The sequence below is a fragment of the Streptomyces sp. Ag109_O5-10 genome (assembly GCF_900105755.1).
Lineage (GTDB): Bacteria > Actinomycetota > Actinomycetes > Streptomycetales > Streptomycetaceae > Streptomyces.
In genome coordinates, this window is record NZ_FNTQ01000001.1 from 2,268,700 (window position 1) to 2,286,821 (window position 18,122).

12 protein-coding genes and 1 pseudogene are annotated in these 18,122 nt (G+C 70.6%); 4 read left to right on the forward strand and 9 right to left on the reverse strand.

Features of this window, described 5'->3' with window-relative positions; translation table 11 throughout:
* Positions 1 to 243: 243 nt before the first annotated feature.
* From BLW82_RS10440 to BLW82_RS10450, 3 genes are all read left to right on the forward strand, one after another.
* Entirely contained in the window at positions 244 to 1,182 is a 939-nt protein-coding gene (locus BLW82_RS10440) for a hypothetical protein (RefSeq protein WP_143063656.1), read from the forward strand.
* A 372-nt stretch (positions 1,183 to 1,554) separates the two neighbouring features.
* Positions 1,555 to 2,772 carry a thiolase family protein gene (locus tag BLW82_RS10445; protein ID WP_093498526.1) on the forward strand — a complete coding sequence of 406 codons (1,218 nt, stop codon included), beginning with the start codon at positions 1,555 to 1,557 and terminating at the stop codon, positions 2,770 to 2,772.
* Positions 2,769 to 4,898 carry a 3-hydroxyacyl-CoA dehydrogenase NAD-binding domain-containing protein gene (locus BLW82_RS10450; protein ID WP_093498527.1) on the forward strand — a complete coding sequence of 710 codons (2,130 nt, stop codon included), beginning with the start codon at positions 2,769 to 2,771 and terminating at the stop codon, positions 4,896 to 4,898. Before BLW82_RS10445 ends, BLW82_RS10450 begins: the two co-directional genes overlap by 4 nt.
* A gap of 68 nt (positions 4,899 to 4,966) precedes the next feature.
* Here the strand turns inward: BLW82_RS10450 and BLW82_RS10455 are convergent, their stop codons facing one another.
* On the reverse strand, positions 4,967 to 5,983 hold the full coding sequence (locus BLW82_RS10455) for a DUF8189 domain-containing protein (protein WP_093498528.1): 1,017 nt from the start codon (positions 5,981 to 5,983) through the stop codon (positions 4,967 to 4,969).
* 64 nt (positions 5,984 to 6,047) lie between these two features.
* Between BLW82_RS10455 and BLW82_RS10460 the strand changes: the two genes are divergently transcribed.
* The gene (locus tag BLW82_RS10460; RefSeq protein ID WP_093498529.1) at positions 6,048 to 6,419 is read left to right on the forward strand and encodes a PIN domain-containing protein; all 372 of its coding nucleotides are present in this window, start codon (positions 6,048 to 6,050) and stop codon (positions 6,417 to 6,419) included.
* Between the two features lie 95 nt (positions 6,420 to 6,514).
* Here BLW82_RS10460 and BLW82_RS10465 read toward each other — a convergent pair.
* The 8 genes and pseudogenes from BLW82_RS10465 to BLW82_RS10500 form a co-directional block, all read right to left on the reverse strand.
* Positions 6,515 to 7,965: pseudogene (locus BLW82_RS10465) on the reverse strand (ArnT family glycosyltransferase).
* Positions 7,966 to 8,036: 71 nt separating this feature from the next.
* A complete protein-coding gene (locus BLW82_RS10470) occupies positions 8,037 to 9,533 on the reverse strand; it encodes an amino acid permease (protein ID WP_093498530.1) in 1,497 nt (498 codons plus the stop codon).
* Between the two features lie 255 nt (positions 9,534 to 9,788).
* On the reverse strand, positions 9,789 to 11,705 hold the full coding sequence (dxs, locus tag BLW82_RS10475; protein WP_093498531.1) for a 1-deoxy-D-xylulose-5-phosphate synthase: 1,917 nt from the start codon (positions 11,703 to 11,705) through the stop codon (positions 9,789 to 9,791).
* Positions 11,706 to 11,999: 294 nt separating this feature from the next.
* Complete coding sequence (locus tag BLW82_RS10480; RefSeq protein WP_177232908.1) at positions 12,000 to 13,346, reverse strand: sugar ABC transporter permease; 1,347 nt, start codon at positions 13,344 to 13,346, stop codon at positions 12,000 to 12,002.
* Positions 13,343 to 14,134, reverse strand: coding sequence for an ATP-binding cassette domain-containing protein (locus tag BLW82_RS10485; protein WP_093498532.1), 792 nt, complete (start codon positions 14,132 to 14,134; stop codon positions 13,343 to 13,345). The genes BLW82_RS10480 and BLW82_RS10485 overlap by 4 nt, the downstream gene beginning before the upstream one ends.
* 325 nt (positions 14,135 to 14,459) lie before the next feature.
* Positions 14,460 to 15,551, reverse strand: a complete 1,092-nt coding sequence (locus tag BLW82_RS10490) for a sugar ABC transporter substrate-binding protein (RefSeq protein ID WP_093498533.1) — start codon at positions 15,549 to 15,551, stop codon at positions 14,460 to 14,462.
* Between the two features lie 134 nt (positions 15,552 to 15,685).
* Complete coding sequence (locus BLW82_RS10495) at positions 15,686 to 16,885, reverse strand: ROK family transcriptional regulator (protein ID WP_093498534.1); 1,200 nt, start codon at positions 16,883 to 16,885, stop codon at positions 15,686 to 15,688.
* A gap of 337 nt (positions 16,886 to 17,222) precedes the next feature.
* Positions 17,223 to 18,122, reverse strand: a complete 900-nt coding sequence (locus BLW82_RS10500) for a carbohydrate ABC transporter permease (RefSeq protein ID WP_093498535.1) — start codon at positions 18,120 to 18,122, stop codon at positions 17,223 to 17,225.

Consider the following 18,122-nt stretch of genomic DNA (forward strand, 5'->3'; position numbering starts at 1 on the left):
CTCCCACATCCCTCGGATTGCTCGGAAATACAGGGAAACGACGGTCCGTTCAGCGGGACGAGGCCGCCACAGAGGGGAAGCAGAGCAGAAGAGACCACTCGGTCCAAACAGGCTCGGCATCACGGGGCCGGGGCTGCCGGCCCGACCCGGCCCGGCAGTGCCCTTTCAGACACTTTCACCGGCCGGGGCGGCGGACCGAACCCTGACCCCGCCCCGCCGACATCCGCTCGGGAGACCGCCGTCATGACCACCGCCCTTTCTGTCGCCGCAACCGCGTCAGGGACCGATCCAGCCGTCGGTACCGCGGCGGTGGTCGCGCCGTACGAGGGCGGCAGACCGTGGCCGCAGGCCTTCGCCCGGCACGGCTGGCGGACCGTGGCCGTCCTTCCGGAGCACCGGCTGCGCCCGCCGGCGTACCGGAACGCGGCGCTGCCCGCCGGGTACGGCGGCACCGTCGTGCACCGCGGGCTGCGGCAGACGGTCAAGGGGCTGCGGGCGCTGGGGGTGTCGGCCGTCGTCGCGGGCGGGACCGGGGGCATCGAACTGGCCGAGCGGATCGCCTGGCAGCTTCGCCTCCCCGGACCCGATCCGGCGTCCTCGCCGTTGAGATACGACCGCGGTGCCCAGGCGGCCCGGCTGGCCCGGGTGGGGATCCCGGCGCCGCGGGGCATCCGTACCGCGTGTCCGGCCGAGGCCGTGGCCTGGGCGCGGTCGCACCCCGCGGCCGGCTATCTGCTCGCCCCGGCAGCCGCCGGAGCCCCGGTCGACGCGGTGGAATGCGCGGACGAGGTCCGGATCGACACGGCCTGGCCCGCCCTGTGGCACGCGGCCGCCCAGCACTCCGGCAGCCCGCAGCTGGTGCTGACCGAACTGCCCGGCCGCCGCCGGTACACGGTCGGCACCGTCACCCGCCCCGGCCCGGGCGGACGGCCCGAGCACGTCGTCACCGGGCTGCGGGCGGACGCCCCTGCCGGAACGGGCGCGCCGAGCGGCTCGTCGGCGCGGGTCCTCGCGCGCTACACGGTCCGGGTGCTCGACGCGCTCGGTGTGGTGTGCGGCCCGGCCACCGTCCGGCTCGGGTACGACGACGCGGCCGGCCGCGGTCCGCTGCTCATCTGTGCCCTCGCGGCGCCCGTCATGACACGGGCCGACGACCGTCCGGATGCCTGTCCCACCGTCTGAGAGGAACCCCTGTGCTCACGTCACCCGCGCACCGGTCCCGGCCCGCCCGTACCCGGCGGCTGCTGACGGGGAACGCCCGCATCTTCGAGCTGGGCACGCCGCCCACCGCGGACCCGGTGTCACCTCACGGCGTTTCGGTGACCGTCGGGACCGGCCCGCGGGTCGTGGGGGTTGCTCACGCAGTTCCCCGCGCCCCTGAAGAGGCGCCCGAGGACGAGGCGCACTTCCACCACCCGAGGCGCACTTCCGTGTGACCTTCGCCGCTCCCCCCTCCAGGACTGGGCAGTCACGTTACTCATAAGTAGCATGGGCCTGAGCGCGCGCTCAGCGCATCGCAGCAGTGCCATCCCGCACCCTGGAGGAGAGCCAATCGTGCCTCGTACCGTCAGGGATGTCGTCTTCGTCGACGGCGTCCGTACCCCGTTCGGCAAGGCGGGCCCGAAGGGCATTTACCACGAGACCCGTGCCGACGACCTCGTCGTGAAGGCGATCCGGGAGCTGCTGCGCCGCAACCCCGGTCTGGACACCAAGAAGATCGACGAGGTCGCCGTCGCCGCGACCACGCAGATCGGTGACCAGGGCCTGACCATCGGCCGTACCGCGGGCATCCTCGCCGGCCTGCCGACCTCCGTGCCCGGCTACTCCATCGACCGCATGTGCGCCGGCGCCCTGACCGCCGTCACCACGGTCGCCGGTTCCGTCGCCTTCGGCGCGTACGACGTCGCCATCGCCGGCGGTGTCGAGCACATGGGCCGACACCCCATGGGCGAGGGCGTCGACCCGAACCCGCGGTTCGTCAGCGAGAAGCTGGTCGACGAGTCCGCGCTGTTCATGGGCATGACCGCGGAGAACCTGCACGACCGCTACCCGCAGATCACCAAGCTGCGCGCGGACGAGTACGCGGTGCGCTCGCAGGAGAAGGCCGCCAAGGCGTACGCCAACGGCAAGATCCAGGCCGACCTGGTGCCGATCTCGGTGCGCCGCACCAACCCGGAGGGCGGCGAGACCGGCTGGGGTCTCGTCACCGCCGACGAGCCGATGCGCCCGGGGACCACCCTGGAGAACCTGTCGGGTCTGAAGACGCCGTTCCGCGTCCACGGCCGGGTCACCGCCGGTAACGCGGCCGGCCTGAACGACGGTGCGACCGCCTCGATCATCGCCTCCGAGGACTTCGCCCGCGAGAACAACCTGCCGGTGAAGATGCGCCTCGTGTCGTACGCCTTCGCGGGTGTCGAGCCGGAGGTCATGGGCTACGGCCCGATCCCGGCCACCGAGAAGGCCCTCGCCCAGGCGGGTCTGTCGATCTCCGACATCGGTCTGTTCGAGATCAACGAGGCCTTCGCCGTGCAGGTGCTGGCCTTCCTCGAGCACTACGGCATCGCGGACGACGACGAGCGCGTCAACCAGTACGGGGGCGCCATCGCCTTCGGGCACCCGCTGGCCTCCTCCGGCGTGCGTCTGATGACGCAGCTGGCCCGCCAGTTCGAGGAGCAGCCGAACGTCCGCTACGGCCTGACCACCATGTGCGTCGGCTTCGGCATGGGCGCGACGGTCGTCTGGGAGAACCCGCACTTCGAGGGGGACAAGTGAGCACCACCGCCGAGCTTCTGAAGCAGGCCTCCGACCTGTTTCCCGACGAGGTCGTCACGTCGGCGCACGTACGCCACTTCGACCTGCCGGCCGGGGCCGGCCGCTTCGCGCTGATCACCCTGGACAACGGCCTGGACCACACCAAGCCGACCACCTTCGGCCCGGCCTCGCTGGCGAACCTCAACACCGCGATCGACCAGGTGGAGAAGGAGGCCGCCGAGGGCACGATCGTCGGTGTCGGCATCACCGGCAAGCCGTTCATCTTCGCGGTCGGCGCCGACCTCAAGGGCGTCGAGCTGCTGAAGAACCACGAGGACGCGCTGGCCATCGGCAAGGGTGGCCACGAGGTCTTCAAGCGCCTCGCGGGCCTCGCCGTGCCGACCTTCGCGTACTACAACGGTGCCGCCATGGGCGGTGGCGTCGAGGTCGGTCTGCACTGCACGTACCGGACCGTCTCGAAGGCCATCCCGGCGTTCTCCCTCCCCGAGGTCTTCCTCGGTCTGGTCCCGGGCTGGGGCGGCTGCGCGCTGCTGCCGAACCTGATCGGTGCCGACAAGGCCGTCTCGGTCATCATCGAGAACAGCCTCAACCAGAACAAGCAGCTCAAGGGCGAGCAGGTCTTCGGCCTGGGCATCGCCGACGCCCTCTTCGAGGGCGCCGACTTCCTGGAGCAGTCGCTGATCTGGACCGCCCAGGTACTGAAGGGCGACATCGAGGTCGAGCGCCCGGTGATCGACCGTGGCGAGGCCTGGGACCAGGCCGTCGCCCGCGGCCGCTTCATCGCCGACTCCAAGGTGCACGGCGCCGCCCCGGCCGCCTACCGCGCGCTGGACATCATCGCCGCCGCCAAGAACGGCGACCTCCAGCAGGGCTACGACGCCGAGGACAAGGCGCTCGCCGACCTGATCATGGGCGGCGAACTGCGCGCCGGCATCTACGCGTTCAACCTGGTGCAGAAGCGCGGCAAGCGCCCGGCGGGCGCGCCCGACAAGAACCTGGCCCGTCCGGTCACCAAGGTCGGCGTCGTCGGCGCCGGTCTGATGGCCTCGCAGCTGGCCCTGCTCTTCCTGCGCCGTCTGGAGGTGCCGGTCGTGCTGACCGACATCGACCAGGAGCGCGTCGACAAGGGCGTGGGCTACGTCCACGCCGAGATCGACAAGCTGCTCGGCAAGGGCCGGATCAACCAGGACAAGGCCAACCGCCTGAAGGCCCTGGTCACCGGTGTGCTGGACAAGGCCGAGGGCTTCGCGGACGCGGACTTCATCATCGAGGCCGTGTTCGAGGAGATCGGCGTCAAGCAGCAGGTGTTCGCGGAGGTCGAGGCGGTCGCCCCGGCCCACGCGATCCTCGCCACCAACACCTCCTCGCTGTCGGTGACGGAGATGGCGTCGAAGCTCAAGAACCCCGAGCGGGTCGTGGGCTTCCACTTCTTCAACCCGGTCGCGATCCTGCCGCTCCTGGAGATCGTGCGCGGCGAGCAGACCGACGACGCCTCGCTGGCCACGGCCTTCGCCGTCGCCAAGAAGCTGAAGAAGACCGCGGTGCTGGTGAAGGACGCCCCGGCGTTCGTCGTCAACCGCATCCTGACCCGCTTCATGGGCGAGATCCAGAACGTCATCGACGAGGGCACCCCGGTGGAGGTCGCGGAGAAGGCGGTCGAGCCGCTGGGCCTGCCGATGTCGCCGCTGGTCCTCCTGGAGCTGGTCGGTCCCGCCATCGGCCTGCACGTCTCGGAGACCCTCCACCGGGCCTTCCCGGACCGTTTCACGGTCTCCCCGAACCTCGCGGCCGTCGTCAAGGCGGGCAAGCGCGGCTTCTACGTCTACGACAGCGGGAAGCCGGAGCTGGACCCCGAGGTCGCCGCGCTGCTCAAGCAGGGTGACTCCGTCCTCACCGAGGAGCAGGTCCGTGACCGTGTCCTGGACGCCGTCGCCCAGGAGATCGGGCTCATGCTCGACGAGGGTGTCGTCGCCGAGGCGCAGGACATCGACCTCTGCCTGATCACGGGCGCCGGCTGGCCCTTCCACCTGGGCGGCATCACGCCGTACTTGGACCGCGAGGGCGTCTCGGAGCGCGTGAACGGCAAGAAGTTCCTGGCCCCGGGCGTGGCTTCGGTCCCGGCGTAACGGCCACAGCAGGGTGAAGGGGCCCTCCGCACCGCGCGGAGGGCCCCTTCTCGCGTGCGGTACGGCGGTCAGAGCTCGCGCCAGGCCTCGAGGGCCAGCCCCGGTTCGTCCTTGCGGCGGGTGACGAGGAGCCGGCCGGTGGACGGGGACAGGCTCGCCGCGGTCACCCGGCCCTGTGCGTCCGTGGTCAGGGCCACCCGGGCGTCGGCCGGGAGCTGCGGTCCCGACTCGGTCCACCAGGCGCCGGCCCGCTCGTCCTGGGTCGGATACGCGGCGAAGGCCACCCGGCCGCTCGCCGAGCGCTGAGCGAGGAGGGTGCAGTCGTACCCGTCGAGTTCGCAGCGGACCGCGGCGACCGCGCCGGGCCCGGCGGAGGGCAGCAGGGCGTACGGCTTGCCGCCCGGACGCCAGGCGCACAGGTCGCCGGACTCGTCGGTGTAGTAGAGCGTCGTGCTCTCGGCCGAGGTGGCGAGGGCGCTGAGGGTGCCCGGCCGGACCGGGGCCTCCAGCGCCTCCAGCTGCACGGGCGGCCTGCCGGCCTCCTCCTGACGCCAGCACACGATCCCGCCGGGCACGGCCGCATACACCTCGACGCGCCCCGACTCGCCGGTCACGGCGGCGAGCCCGTCCTCGACCAGCCGCCCCTTCAGGTCCCGCCAGGGCTCCCAGCCGCCCTTCTCCTTCTGGGCGACCATGCTCAGCCCGCGCCCCTGGTTGCGGACGAAGACATGGGCGCGGCCCGCCGCGTCCACGGCGACGGCCGGGGCTCCGGTCACCTCCCCCTTCCTGTTCGGGTGGCCGATCGGCTGCCAGTCCAGGGCGGCCAGATGCGGCCGGAAGTGGGTGGAGTGGACGAGCCCCGACTCTCCCTTGACGGTGGGCCGCCAGGCGACCAGATGGGCGTACCCGTCGACGCCCTGTCCCACCGCGAAGCCGGGACGCAGCCGCTGCTCGCCGCCCACCTTCCGGGGCGTGCCCCAGGGCGCGCCGGGTCCGCGTTCCGCCCGGCACAGCACGGCGTCGCCGGACGGCAGATAGACACTGAGCCGGCCGTCACGGCCGCGGAGGAGCCAGTCGCCGTTCACCGCCTCACTCTAAGCGGGGCCGTTCGGAGCAGTGGGGCGGCCCCGGGCGTGCGAGGCTTGGGATATGGAAGACAGAGCTCCCCTGCTGGTGATCGTCGACGGGGCCAACGTCGTCGGGTCGCGGCCGGACGGCTGGTGGCGGGACCGAAAGGGGGCCGCCGAACGGCTCCGCGACCGGCTCGCCGAGCGGGGGCTGCCCGGCCGGCCGACTCCGGTGGAGCTGGTGCTCGTCGTCGAGGGCGCGGCCCGCGGGGTGGCGTCGGTGCCCGGCGTACGGGTGGAGTCGGCACCCGGCAGTGGCGACGACCGGATCGTGGAGCTGGCCGCCGAGGACCCGGGACGGCCCCGGCTCGTCGTTACCGCCGACCGTGAACTGCGGGACCGGGTGACCGAGTTGGGCGCCGAGGTGATCGGGCCCAGCGCGCTGCTGAACTGAGCGCTCCGCTGGTCGGCCGGTTCGTTCACGGCGCGCCGGTGGGGGCTGGTCGCGCCCACGCGGCGGCGCCGCGGGTGAAGACAGCCCCGCGCCCCTTACGGGGCACTCGGCGCCCTCACGTACAGCACCGCCCCGTCCACCTCGCCCGCCTGTTCGTAGCCGGCCGCGAGCAGCCTGCGCAGGCTCGGGACGCGGTCGGGGCCGTAGGGCTTGCCGCGGGAGTCGTCGATCACCAGGGCCGGTGCCCGGTCGGCGAGTTCCGCGCGGAAGACGGGCCAGGTGCCCGCGACCGCGTACTTCTCGCCGACCTGCGGGCCGTCCCGGCCGCCGCTGAAGTTGGTGAGGAGGCCGGCGGTGAGGTAGCGGGTGGCGGGGGTGCGGTCGGCGAGCCAGTACGTCTCCGGGTGTATGCCCCAGACCAGGACCCGGTCGCCGGGCGCGGTACGGCGGTCGAGGGTGAGCGCCAGCCGCTGCGCGTGTGCGAGTTCGGGGCGGGGGCCAGGGCACCCCAAGTCAGGAAGAGGGCGCAGGCGCAGGCCGAGGCGAGGAGGGCGGCCGAGGTCCGTTCCCGCGGCAGGACCTGCAACGCGGCCGTGGCCAACAGCGCCAGGGGCGGGGTGAGTTGCAGGAAGTAGTGGCCGAAGAAGTGGAAGCCGAGGGTGACGGCGGCGGCCGACGCGGCCAGCCACAGCCACAGGTCGGCGGCGCCGGTGCGGGCGATGCGCAGGGCCCGGGCGATGGGCGGCAGCAGGCCGGCCGAGGCCGCGCCGAGGATCGCGGTGTTGGTCAGCGCCCGTGCCAGCACATGGAGTTCGGAGCCGGTGAAGGAGGCGTAGGCACCGGACCCGGTGACCGTCCAGAAGGCGAAGCCGGCCGGGTCGGTGGCCAGGGCCGCGGCCAGCACGGGCAGGGCCGCGCCGGCTGCCAGCCGGAGCAGGCCGGTGCGCGGGCCGCCGTACCGGTTGAGGAGGTAGAGCACCGGCAGCAGGACGGCACCGCCGGTCTGCTTGGTGAGGAAGGCGCAGGCGACGGCGGCACCGGCCGCCGCCCAGCGGCGCCGGTCGGCGCACCACATCGCGGCGGCCGTGCAGGGCAGCATGAACACCTCGAAGGTGGCCGCCTGCGCGTCCTCGGGATTGAGCCCGACCGAGACCAGCAGGTACAGCGCCCCGGCGGTGCGGCCCGCGCGGTCGTCCCAGCGCCGCCGGGCGACGGACGCGAGCAGGGCCGCGGTGACCAGCTGGGCCAGTACGGCGAGGACCCGGACCGGGGTGAGCGATCCGGACCCGAAGACCGCGAACGTCCCCTCGTACAGCCACGGCAGCAGCGGGGGCTTGCGGTCCACGACCGTCTCGTAGAGCTGCCCGCCGCCCGCCAGCATGCGTGCCTGGACGGCGAGATAGCCCTCGTCCGGGTTCCAGAGCGGCCGCAGGAAGGACGGCACCCGGGTCGCGCAGGCCAGCACGGCGAGCAGGGGCAGCAGCCGCGTCCAGTAGCCCTTCCCTGCGACTACGGACCGTGGCGGGGCGTGGGGCGCGAGAAGCATGGAGAGCACGCTATCGGCCCCGCAGTCCCATCAGGACGGGACATACGGGGCCGGGGTGACGGGACTGCCGGTCACGGAGCGTCGGCGGGGGACCGTTCGGCCTGGGCGAGGCGGCTGTGCGTGCGGCCGTAGAGGAAGTAGACGAGGAAGCCGATGACCATCCAGACGGCGAACCGCAGCCAGGTCTCGGCGGGCAGGTTGAGCATCAGCCACAGCGAGGCCAACACGGACACGACCGGCAGCACCGGCACCCAGGGGGTACGGAAGGACCGCTCCAGGTCGGGCCGGGTGTTGCGCAGGATGATCACACTGATCGCGACGACGATGAAGGCGAAGAGCGTGCCGATGTTCACGAGTTCGGCGAGTTCGCTGAGACTGGTGAAGCCGGCGACGATCGCGATGACGACGCCGAGCAGGATGGTCGGCCGGTACGGGGTGCGGAACCTCGGGTGGGTGTGCGAGAAGAAGCGGGGCAGCAGGCCGTCCCGGCTCATCGCGAAGAACACCCGGGACTGGCCGAGCAGCAGGATCATGCAGACGGTGGTCAGGCCGACGGCGGCGCCGAAGCTGATCAGGCCGGCGAACCAGGGGTGCCCGGTGGCCTTGAAGGCGTCGGCGAGCGGGGCGTCCACGGACAGCTCGCTGTACTTCTGCATGCCGGTCACCACGACGGCCACGGCGACGTAGAGGGTCGTGCAGATGACGAGGGAGCCGATGATGCCGCGCGGTACGTCGCGCTGGGGGTTGCGGGTCTCCTCGGCGGCGGTGGCGACGACGTCGAAGCCGATGAAGGCGAAGAAGACGACGGAGGCGGCGGTGAAGATGCCCATCACGCCGAAGTTGGAGGGCGCCCAGCCGAACATGAGCTGGATCAGCGGGGCCTTGAGGTTGCCACTGGCCGGCACGGCCTCCTTCGGCGGGATGAAGGGGCTGTAGTTGCCGCTGTGGATGAAGAAGGCGCCCGCGATGATGACGACCAGGACGATGGCCACCTTGATGGCGACGACGACCGAGGTGACCCGGGCGGAGAGCTTCATGCCGACGACGAGGATGGCGGTGAGCACGAGGACCAGGGCGGCGGCGAGGATGTCGAAGCCGAAGCCGTGGGCGCCGTCGCGGCCGCTGAGGTACTCGGGCAGGTGCCAGCCGGCGTTGTCGAGCAGCGAGTGGATGTACCCCGACCAGCCGACGGCGACCACCGCCGTGCCCAGCGCCAGTTCAAGGACCAGGTCCCAGCCGATGATCCACGCGGGGAACTCGCCGAGGGAGGCGTACGAGAAGGTGTACGCGGAGCCGGCCACCGGGACGGTGGAGGCGAACTCGGCGTAGCAGAGTGCGGCGAGGCCGCAGACGACGCCGGCCACGACGAAGGAGAGGGCCACGGCGGGCCCTGCGGTGTTCTTGGCGGCTGTGCCGGTCAGGACGAAGATGCCGGTGCCGATGATGACACCCACGCCGAAGACCGTGAGGTCCAGGGCCGAGAGCGACTTTCTGAGCGCGTGCTCCGGTTCCTCGGTGTCCTTGAGGGACTGTTCGACGTTCTTGGTCCTGAAGAGGGTACTGCTCACGTGCCTACCTCCCACGTTTGTCGTCCTCGACATGATCGAGAGGGCCGGGGGTGCGTATGCCCCGGCAAGGGCAGGTTCACGCAGATGGGTCGGTCTCGCCACCGGAGAGGTGAGGGAGACCGACCCATCGGGGCGGTTCGGGTTTCGTGGCGGGCTGCGGGCCGGTGGGGGCTGGTCGCGCAGTTCCTCCCCCGGCGTTCGGCCGGGGGAACCCCCAGCACCCCTGAAGGGGTGCTCCGGCCGGGGCGGCTCGGATCAGTCCCTTGCCGGTTCCACCGAGCTGACATCCGCCGGCTGACCGTCCAGTTTTGCCACCAGTCCCGTGACCTGGCGGGCGATGTCCGGGGCGGTCAGGCCGATCTCCGTCATCACCTCGGCCCTTGACGCGTGGTCGAGGAAGCGGGGCGGGATGCCGAAGTCGCGGAGGGGGACGTCGACGCCCGCGTCGCGCAGGGCCTGGGCGATGGTGGAGCCGACGCCGCCGACGCGGCTGTTGTCCTCGACCGTGACGACGACCCGGTGGCGCTCGGCCAGCGGGGCCATGGCCGCGTCGACCGGCTTGACCCAGCGCGGGTCGACCACGGTGGTCGAGATGCCCTGCTTGTCGAGGAGCCCGGCGATCTCCAGGCACATGGGCGCGAGGGCGCCCACCGACACGAGGAGCACGTCGGGGGTGTCGGTGCCGGGCTCGCGCAGCACGTCCATGCCGCCGATCCTGCCGACGGCGGCGACGGCGGGGCCGACCGCGCCCTTGGAGAAGCGGACGACCGTCGGGGCGTCGTCGACCTGGACGGCCTCGCGGAGCTGGGCGCGGACCTGGTCGGCGTCGCGCGGGGCGGCGAGCCTGAGGCCGGGGACGACCTGGAGGATCGACATGTCCCACATGCCGTTGTGGGAGGCGCCGTCGGTGCCGGTGACACCCGCCCGGTCCAGGACGAAGGTCACCCCGCACCTGTGCAGGGCCACGTCCATCAGCACCTGGTCGAAGGCGCGGTTGAGGAAGGTGGCGTACACGGCGAAGACGGGGTGCAGGCCGGCCGTGGCGAGGCCCGCCGCGGAGACGGCGCCGTGCTGCTCGGCGATGCCGACGTCGTAGATGCGGTCCGGGAAGGTGTCCGCGAACTTCTTCAGCCCGACCGGCTGGAGCATGGCCGCGGTGATGGCGACGATGTCCGCGCGCTCCTTGCCGAGCTCGACCATCTCGTCACCGAAGACCGAGGTCCAGTCGGCGCCTGAGGCCTTGACCGGCAGGCCGGTGTCGGGGTGGATCGGGCCGATGCCGTGGAAGCGGTCGGCCTCGTCCTGGAGGGCGGGCTGGTAGCCGCGGCCCTTCTCGGTGAGGCAGTGCACGATGACCGGGCCGCCGAACCGTTTGGCCCGGGCGAGGGCCGACTCCAGGGCCTCCATGTCGTGGCCGTCGATCGGGCCTACGTACTTGAGGCCGAGGTCCTCGAACATGCCCTGCGGGGCGATGAAGTCCTTGAGGCCCTTCTTGGCGCCGTGCAGGGTGTCGTAGAGCGGCCTGCCGACGACCGGGGTGCGCTCCAGCAGGTCCTTGCCGCGGGCCAGGAACCGCTCGTACCCGTCCGTGGTGCGCAGGGTCGCCAGGTGATTGGCGAGGCCGCCGATGGTCGGGGCGTAGGAGCGCTCGTTGTCGTTGACGACGATGACGAGCGGGCGGTCCTTGGCGTCGGCGATGTTGTTCAGCGCCTCCCAGGCCATGCCGCCGGTCAGGGCACCGTCGCCGATCACGGCGACGACGTGGCTGTCGCGTTCGAGCAGCTGGTTGGCCTTCGCGATGCCGTCGGCCCAGCCGAGCACCGTGGAGGCGTGGCTGTTCTCGATGACGTCGTGCTCGGACTCGGCCTGCGAGGGGTAGCCGGAGAGGCCGCCCTTCTGCTTCAGCTTCGAGAAGTCCTGGCGGCCGGTCAGCAGCTTGTGCACGTAGGACTGGTGGCCGGTGTCCCAGAGCACCTTGTCCTTCGGGGAGTCGAAGACGCGGTGCAGGGCGATGGTGAGCTCGACCACGCCCAGGTTGGGACCGAGGTGTCCGCCGGTCTTGGAGACCGCTTCCACGAGGAAGCTCCGGATCTCCTCTGCCAGCTGGACCAGCTCCTCGGGGCTGAGCCGGTCCAGATCGCGCGGTCCCCTGATACGGGTCAGCAGCGGCACCCGTGCCTCCTTGCAGTAGAGCTGATCGAGCTGTTGCCGGGCTCGTCGAGTCTAATCTTCCGCCCGAGCGGAACGACTCCGGCCCTTGGGTCATGGGTCACGCGATCGGCTGTACCCATCATGAGCGCCACCTATGACACGACTGTGCCCGGCGCCTTGTCAGGCACCGGGCACAGTCACGCCTCTGAAAGGGGCGCTGGGGGTCCCCCGGCCGAAGGCCGGGGGAGGAACTGCGCGACCAGCCACAACGGACCGGCACCCGCAGTCCCGCCGCACCCCCGACGGCGCTCGGCGTCAGCCGCGTCCCGCCGCCTTCTGGCTCTTGCGGGAGACGGAGTCGATGACGACCGCACCCAGCAGAACACCACCGGTGATCATGTACTGGATCGACGTGTTCATGTTCAGCAGGTCGAGGCCGGTCTGGATGGACTGGATGACCAGCATGCCCAGGAGGGCGGACCAGACGGTACCTCGGCCACCGAACAGCGACGTACCACCGATGACGGCCGCCGCGATGGCGAGCATCAGCGTGTTGCCGCCACCGGCGTTGAGCGTCGCGCTCGCGGTCTGGCCGGCGAAGAACATGCCGCCGATCGCCGCGAAGCCGCCGGAGATCGCGAACACGGTGATCCGGACCATCGGCACGCTGATACCCGCACGGCGGGCCGCCTCGATGCCACCGCCGACCGCGAAGACCTTGCGGCCGTACGTGGTGCGACGCAGCACGAAGTCGACGATGACCAGCGACGCGAGGAAGATCACCAGCGCGTTGGAGACACCGGCCGCGTTGTTCAGCACGGCCGCAGCCGCGAAGGACGCGACGGCGAGCAGGATGACGCGGATGAGGATCTCGCTGGTGGGCCGGAACGGCACACCCGCCGCACGGCGCCTGCGCTGCTCGTTGAACTGGCCCACGGCCGAGAGCACGACACCGAGGCCGGCCAGCAGGTAGGCGCCGATGATGGCCTGATCCATGAAGAAGGAGCTCTGGCCGAGGAGGTTCACCGGGCCGCTGTCGGCCGGGATGTTGATCGTGCCGCTGGAGCCCAGCAGCCACAGCATCAGGCCGTTCCAGCCGAGGAAGCCGGCCAGGGTGACCACGAACGCGGGTACGCCGATCTTGGCGAAGAACCAGCCGTGCAGCGCACCGATGCCGATGCCCGTGATGATCGTGAGGATCAGGGCCAGCCACTGGTTCATTCCGTGGTTGACCACGAAGACGGCGAACACCGTGGAGGCCAGACCGCTCACCGAGCCGACCGACAGGTCGATCTCGCCGAGCAGCAGCACGAACACCAGGCCGATGGCGAGCATGCCGGTGGCCGAGAGGAAGTAGCTGATGTTGGAGAGGTTGTCCGCGCTGAGGAACAGGCTGTTCTTCACCTGGAAGATGGTCCAGATGATGATCAGGCCGATGACCACCGGCAGCGAGCCCAGCTCGCCGCCCTTCACCCGGCGGGTGAACTCCGTGAGGTAGCCCTTGAGACCCTCTTCACGGACCAGCAGCCGCGGGTCGACGACCGTGACCGGCGCGGCCGTCGGGTCGTCGGCGGGGGCGACCGTGGTCGGGGCCGCGGCCTCGGTCTTGCCGAGCTCGGGCGACTCGTCGCCCTTCACGGTCTTGTTCGACGTCTCGCTCACTTTGCCGCCTCCGTGGTGCGTCGCTCGGAACGACGGGTCACGGCGTTGTCCGTGGCGCCCGTGATCGCGGCGATGATCTCTTCCTGGCTGGTGCTCTTCACGGGGAAGAAACCGTTGTTCTTGCCCAGCCGCAGCACGGCCACGGTGTCCGCGACCGCCTTGACGTCGGCCATGTTGTGGCTGATGAGGATGACGGCGAGGTTGCGCTCGCGCAGCCGCTCGACCAGGTCGAGGACCTGCGCGGTCTGCTCGACGCCGAGGGCGGCGGTGGGCTCGTCGAGGATGACGACCTTGGGGTCGCCGATCAGGGCGCGGGCGATGGCCACGACCTGACGCTGACCGCCGGAGAGGCTGGCGATCGGGATGCGCACGCTCGGGATGCGGATGGAGAGCGTGCTCAGCAGCTCGCGGGCCTGCTTCTCCATCGTGACCTCGTCGATGACGCCGCGGTGCAGCAGCTCACGGCCGAGGAAGAGGTTCCCCACCACGTCGAGGTTGTCGCAGAGCGCGAGGTCCTGGTAGACCGTCGCGACACCCAGTCCCTGGGCGTCGTGCGGCTTGTTGATGCTGACGGAGTTGCCCTCCCACTCGATGACGCCCTCATCGATGGGGTGCACACCCGCGATCGTCTTGACCAGGGTCGACTTTCCTGCGCCGTTGTCGCCCACCAGGGCGACCACTTCTCCGGCGTGGACCTCCAGATCGACGTCGGTGAGTGCCTGGACCGCACCGAATCGCTTGGAGACTCCGCGCAACGCCAGCACGGGCGTAGCGGACACGTGAACCATCTCCTTCGCCGCCTGACCGGCGGGGATGCCGCGCTTGTTGATCAGGCGCGGAGGGTCGTGCGGTACCCCGGACTGTCGTCGGGGAGCGCACGCGGTTTACAAGATGAACATGCGCGAATCCGCTGCGCTTGGCAACGGGTCCGTCCGACGCCCGCTCCGGCAGCGGGGTATGAAGGCCGGAGCGGGCGTCGGAGGGGTTTCGCGAGACCGCCGGACGGCCGGGGCCCTTGCGGAAAGGGCCGGCGCGTCGGGCGGCCGGGGCCCGGGTGTCGTACTGCGACCACCCGGGCGCTGGCGGCCGGAGCCTTGCGGCTCCGGAGCGGGACTACTGGAGGTTGGCGGCCTTGCAGGCCTTGGCGAACTCGCTGGTGCAGATGTCGGAGACGGTGTAGAGACCGTCCTTGACCACCGTGTCCTTGATGTTGGCCTTGGTGACCGACACCGGGGTCAGCAGCTGCGAGGGCACCTTGTCGCCGGAGCCGCTGGTCTGCGTGCTGGTGGCGAGCGAGGAGATGCTCTTGCCCTGCAGCAGGTCCACGGCGATGGTGGCGGCGGCGTCGGCCTCCGGCTTGAACGCCTTGTAGACGGTGGAGGACTGGGTGCCGGCGACGATGCGCTGGATGCCCGCGAGCTCCGCGTCCTGACCGGTCAGCGGGATGCCGCTGATGCCGGCGCCCTTGAGGGTGGTGGCGATACCACCGGCCATGCCGTCGTTGGCGGAGTAGACGCCCGCGATGTTCTTGGCACCGAGCTGGGTGATGGCCGCCTTCATCTTCTGCGCGGCGACGGTGTCCTTCCACAGGCCGGACTGCTCGTAGGCGATGTCCACCTTGCCGTTGAGGGCCTTGTGGGCACCCTGCTTGAACTGGCCGGCGTTCGGGTCGGCGTCGTCACCGTTGATCATGACGATCTTCGACTTGGGGGTCGCCTTGGAGCCGAGGGAGTCGAGCAGGGCCTGGCCCTGGAGCTCGCCGACCTTGACGTTGTCGAAGGAGACGTAGGCCGAGACCTTGCCCTGGGCGAGGCGGTCGTACGCGACGACCTTGACACCCTTGGCGACGGCCGCGTCGATGGAGGACTTGATGGCCGCAGAGTCCTGGGCCGAGATCACGATGACCTTGACGCCCTTGGTCACCATGGTGCTGACCTGCTGGGCCTGCTTGGCGGCGTCACCGGCGGCGTTCGCGTAGTCGACCGTGCAGTCGGCACACAGCGACTTGACCTGCGCCTCGAAGTACGGGTGGTCGAACTTCTCGTAGCGCGCGGTCACGCTGTCGGGGAGCAGCAGACCGATGGTCTTGCCACCGGAGGAGCTGCTGCTGCTCGAGTCGCTCTTCTTGCTGTCGCCGGCCTTGCCACAGGCGGCGACGGACAGCGCCATGGAAACCGCGGCGGTGCCGATCACGACTCTACGCATCGTTGCGTTCATTTGGGGGTGCCTCCCTGACAGGGCCGCAACGCTGCGGCCGAGGTGGCTCGAAGTCAACTCGGCCGCAAGTTCGACGTCAAGAAGTAAATACTTAACGAGATGGCAACGGCGCCATGCGTTCTCTAAGTGAAGACAGGTGCAACGGCAGGCACAGAGCCGTCCAAAAGGGTCGAATCGCCCATCTCGCTGAGCGCGAGAGCGAGCGCCCCGAGCACCTCGGCGCGGCCGCCGAGGGCCCCTGGGAGCACTGAGAGCTGGCGGGCCGCACTGGGGATCGCGTAGCGCCCCACGGACTCCCTGATGGGCCCGAGGACCAGCTCACCGGCCTCGGCGAGATCGCCGCCGAGGACCACCCGGCTCGGGTTCAGCAGGTTGCAGAGATTGGCCACCCCACTGCCGATGTGACGGCCGACGTCGCCGATCACGCGACGGCAGCCCGGGTCGCCGTCCCGGGCCAGCCGTACGACGCCCTCCATGGTCAGGTCGGGGCCGTGACCGGGCTGGAGCAGCGGCAGCACGTAACGGGCCGCCGCGAAGGTCTCCAGGCAGCCGCGGTTGCCGCAGCGGCAGACCGGGCCGGACTCGTCGAGTGTAATATGTCCTATTTCGCCGGCCGTGCCGCCGGGGCCCCGGTAGATCTTCCCGTTGATCACAAGACCGGCGCCGACACCGCTCGCGACCTTGATGTACGCGAGGTCGCGGACGCCCTTGCCGCTGCCCCAGACCAGCTCGCCGAGGGCGCCGAGGTTGGCGTCGTTGTCGACGTGCACGGGGACGCCGAGGCGGAGCCGGAGCTCCTCGGCGGGTCTCGCGCCGATCCAGCCGGGCAGGATGGCGCTGGAGCCGAGGGTGCCGGACTCGACGTCGATCGGGCCGGGGACGCCGACACCGACGCCGGCGATCTTCGAGCGGTCCACGCCGGTCGCCTCGATCAGGCGGTTGACCAGCTCCTCCGCCCTGTCGAAGCCCTGGCTGGACGACGCGTCCACGTCGAGCGGCTCGGACTCCTCGGCCAGCACCTGGTGGGCGAGGTTGCCGATCGCGACGCGCAGGTGGGTGTGGCCGAAGTCGACGCCTATGACGATGCCGGCGTCACCGCTCAGGCTCACGCTGCGGGCCCTGCGGCCGCCTGCCGACGTGGGTGTGACCTCGACGGTTCCGCCGTCCTTGAGCTCGCGCACGATGTTGGAGACCGTTGCGGCCGACAGGCCGGTCGTGCGCGCGATCTCCGCCTGCGTGAGCGATCCGGCCAGACGTACGGCCCGTACGACACGTTCCAGGTTGGCTCGGTGCAGCGACGACTGCGACCCCGGAGTCTCCATCGACCCATCCACTCCCGCCATCGGAGGCGGCCACGGTGCCGCCAACGTGACCCAGATCACCTCACTGAGACCGGGTCACTTACAAGTTATGAACTCCAAGCTCTGCTGAACGGGTTACCGCCGTCAAGTCCTTGACAGAAATCGTTGGCGGTTCGGAGGTTGCCTGAGGGACACGCGACGGACATGTCCAGGCCACTGGTCAGCAGGTCGAAGGGCGCGCGCGGAGGGTCGCATGCGGCGCTGTCTTGGCTGGTCGCGCGGTTCCCCACGCCCCTTCGGGACGCGGCTGCGGGCGCCCTGTACAGGGGCGCCCACTTTCGGGTTGCGAACGTTCGGGTTACTTCAGGGCGCCCGCCGTCAGACCCGCCACCACCTGGCGCTGGAAGACGATGTACGCCGCGAGGACCGGGAGCATCGCCATCACGAGGCCGGCGAAGAGGCCGGACCAGTCGCCCTTGTAGCCCTGGCTGACGGCCAGCTGGACCAGGCCCTGGGTGAGGACGTGCTTGTCGGGGTCCGTGTTGAGGACCGTCGGGAGCATGTACTGGTTCCACTGGCCGAGGAAGTTGAAGATCCCGACGCTGATCAGGCCGGGCTTGGCCATCGGCAGCATGATCTGGAAGAACGTCCGGGTGTGCGAGGCGCCGTCGACGAAGGCCGCCTCGGCCACGGAGGTGGGCAGCGTGCGGAAGAACGCCGTGAGGAAGAAGACCGTGAACGGCAGCGAGTACGCGATGTAGACCAGGATCAGCCCCTGGATCGTGTTCAGCAGGCCCAGGTTGTTGACGACGTAGAACAGCGGGACCAGCGCGAGCATGATCGGGAAGCTCATGCCGCCGATGAAGAGGTAGTAGATGAAGCGGTTGCCCGGGAAGTCGAAGCGGGCCAGGACGTAGGCGGCCATCGAGCCGAGGACGAGGGTGCCGATGAGCGAGCCGCCGACCACCAGGACGGTGTTCAGGAAGTAGTCGCTCATGTTGGCGTCGGTCCAGGCCCGCGCCCAGTTCTCGAAGTGCAGCCGGTCCGGGAGCGCCCAGGGCGAGGTGAAGATCGACCGGTCGTCCTTGAACGAGGTCATCACCGCCCACAGCAGCGGCGTGACCACCATGACCGCCCAGATGACCAGGATGCCGTGGGAGAAGGCGTTGAGGACCCCGCCCTCGCGCTTCGCCCGGGCCGGCTTCGGCGCGGGGGGCTCGGCCTCGGTGACAGTGACGTCGGTCTCGGTCGTCGTCAT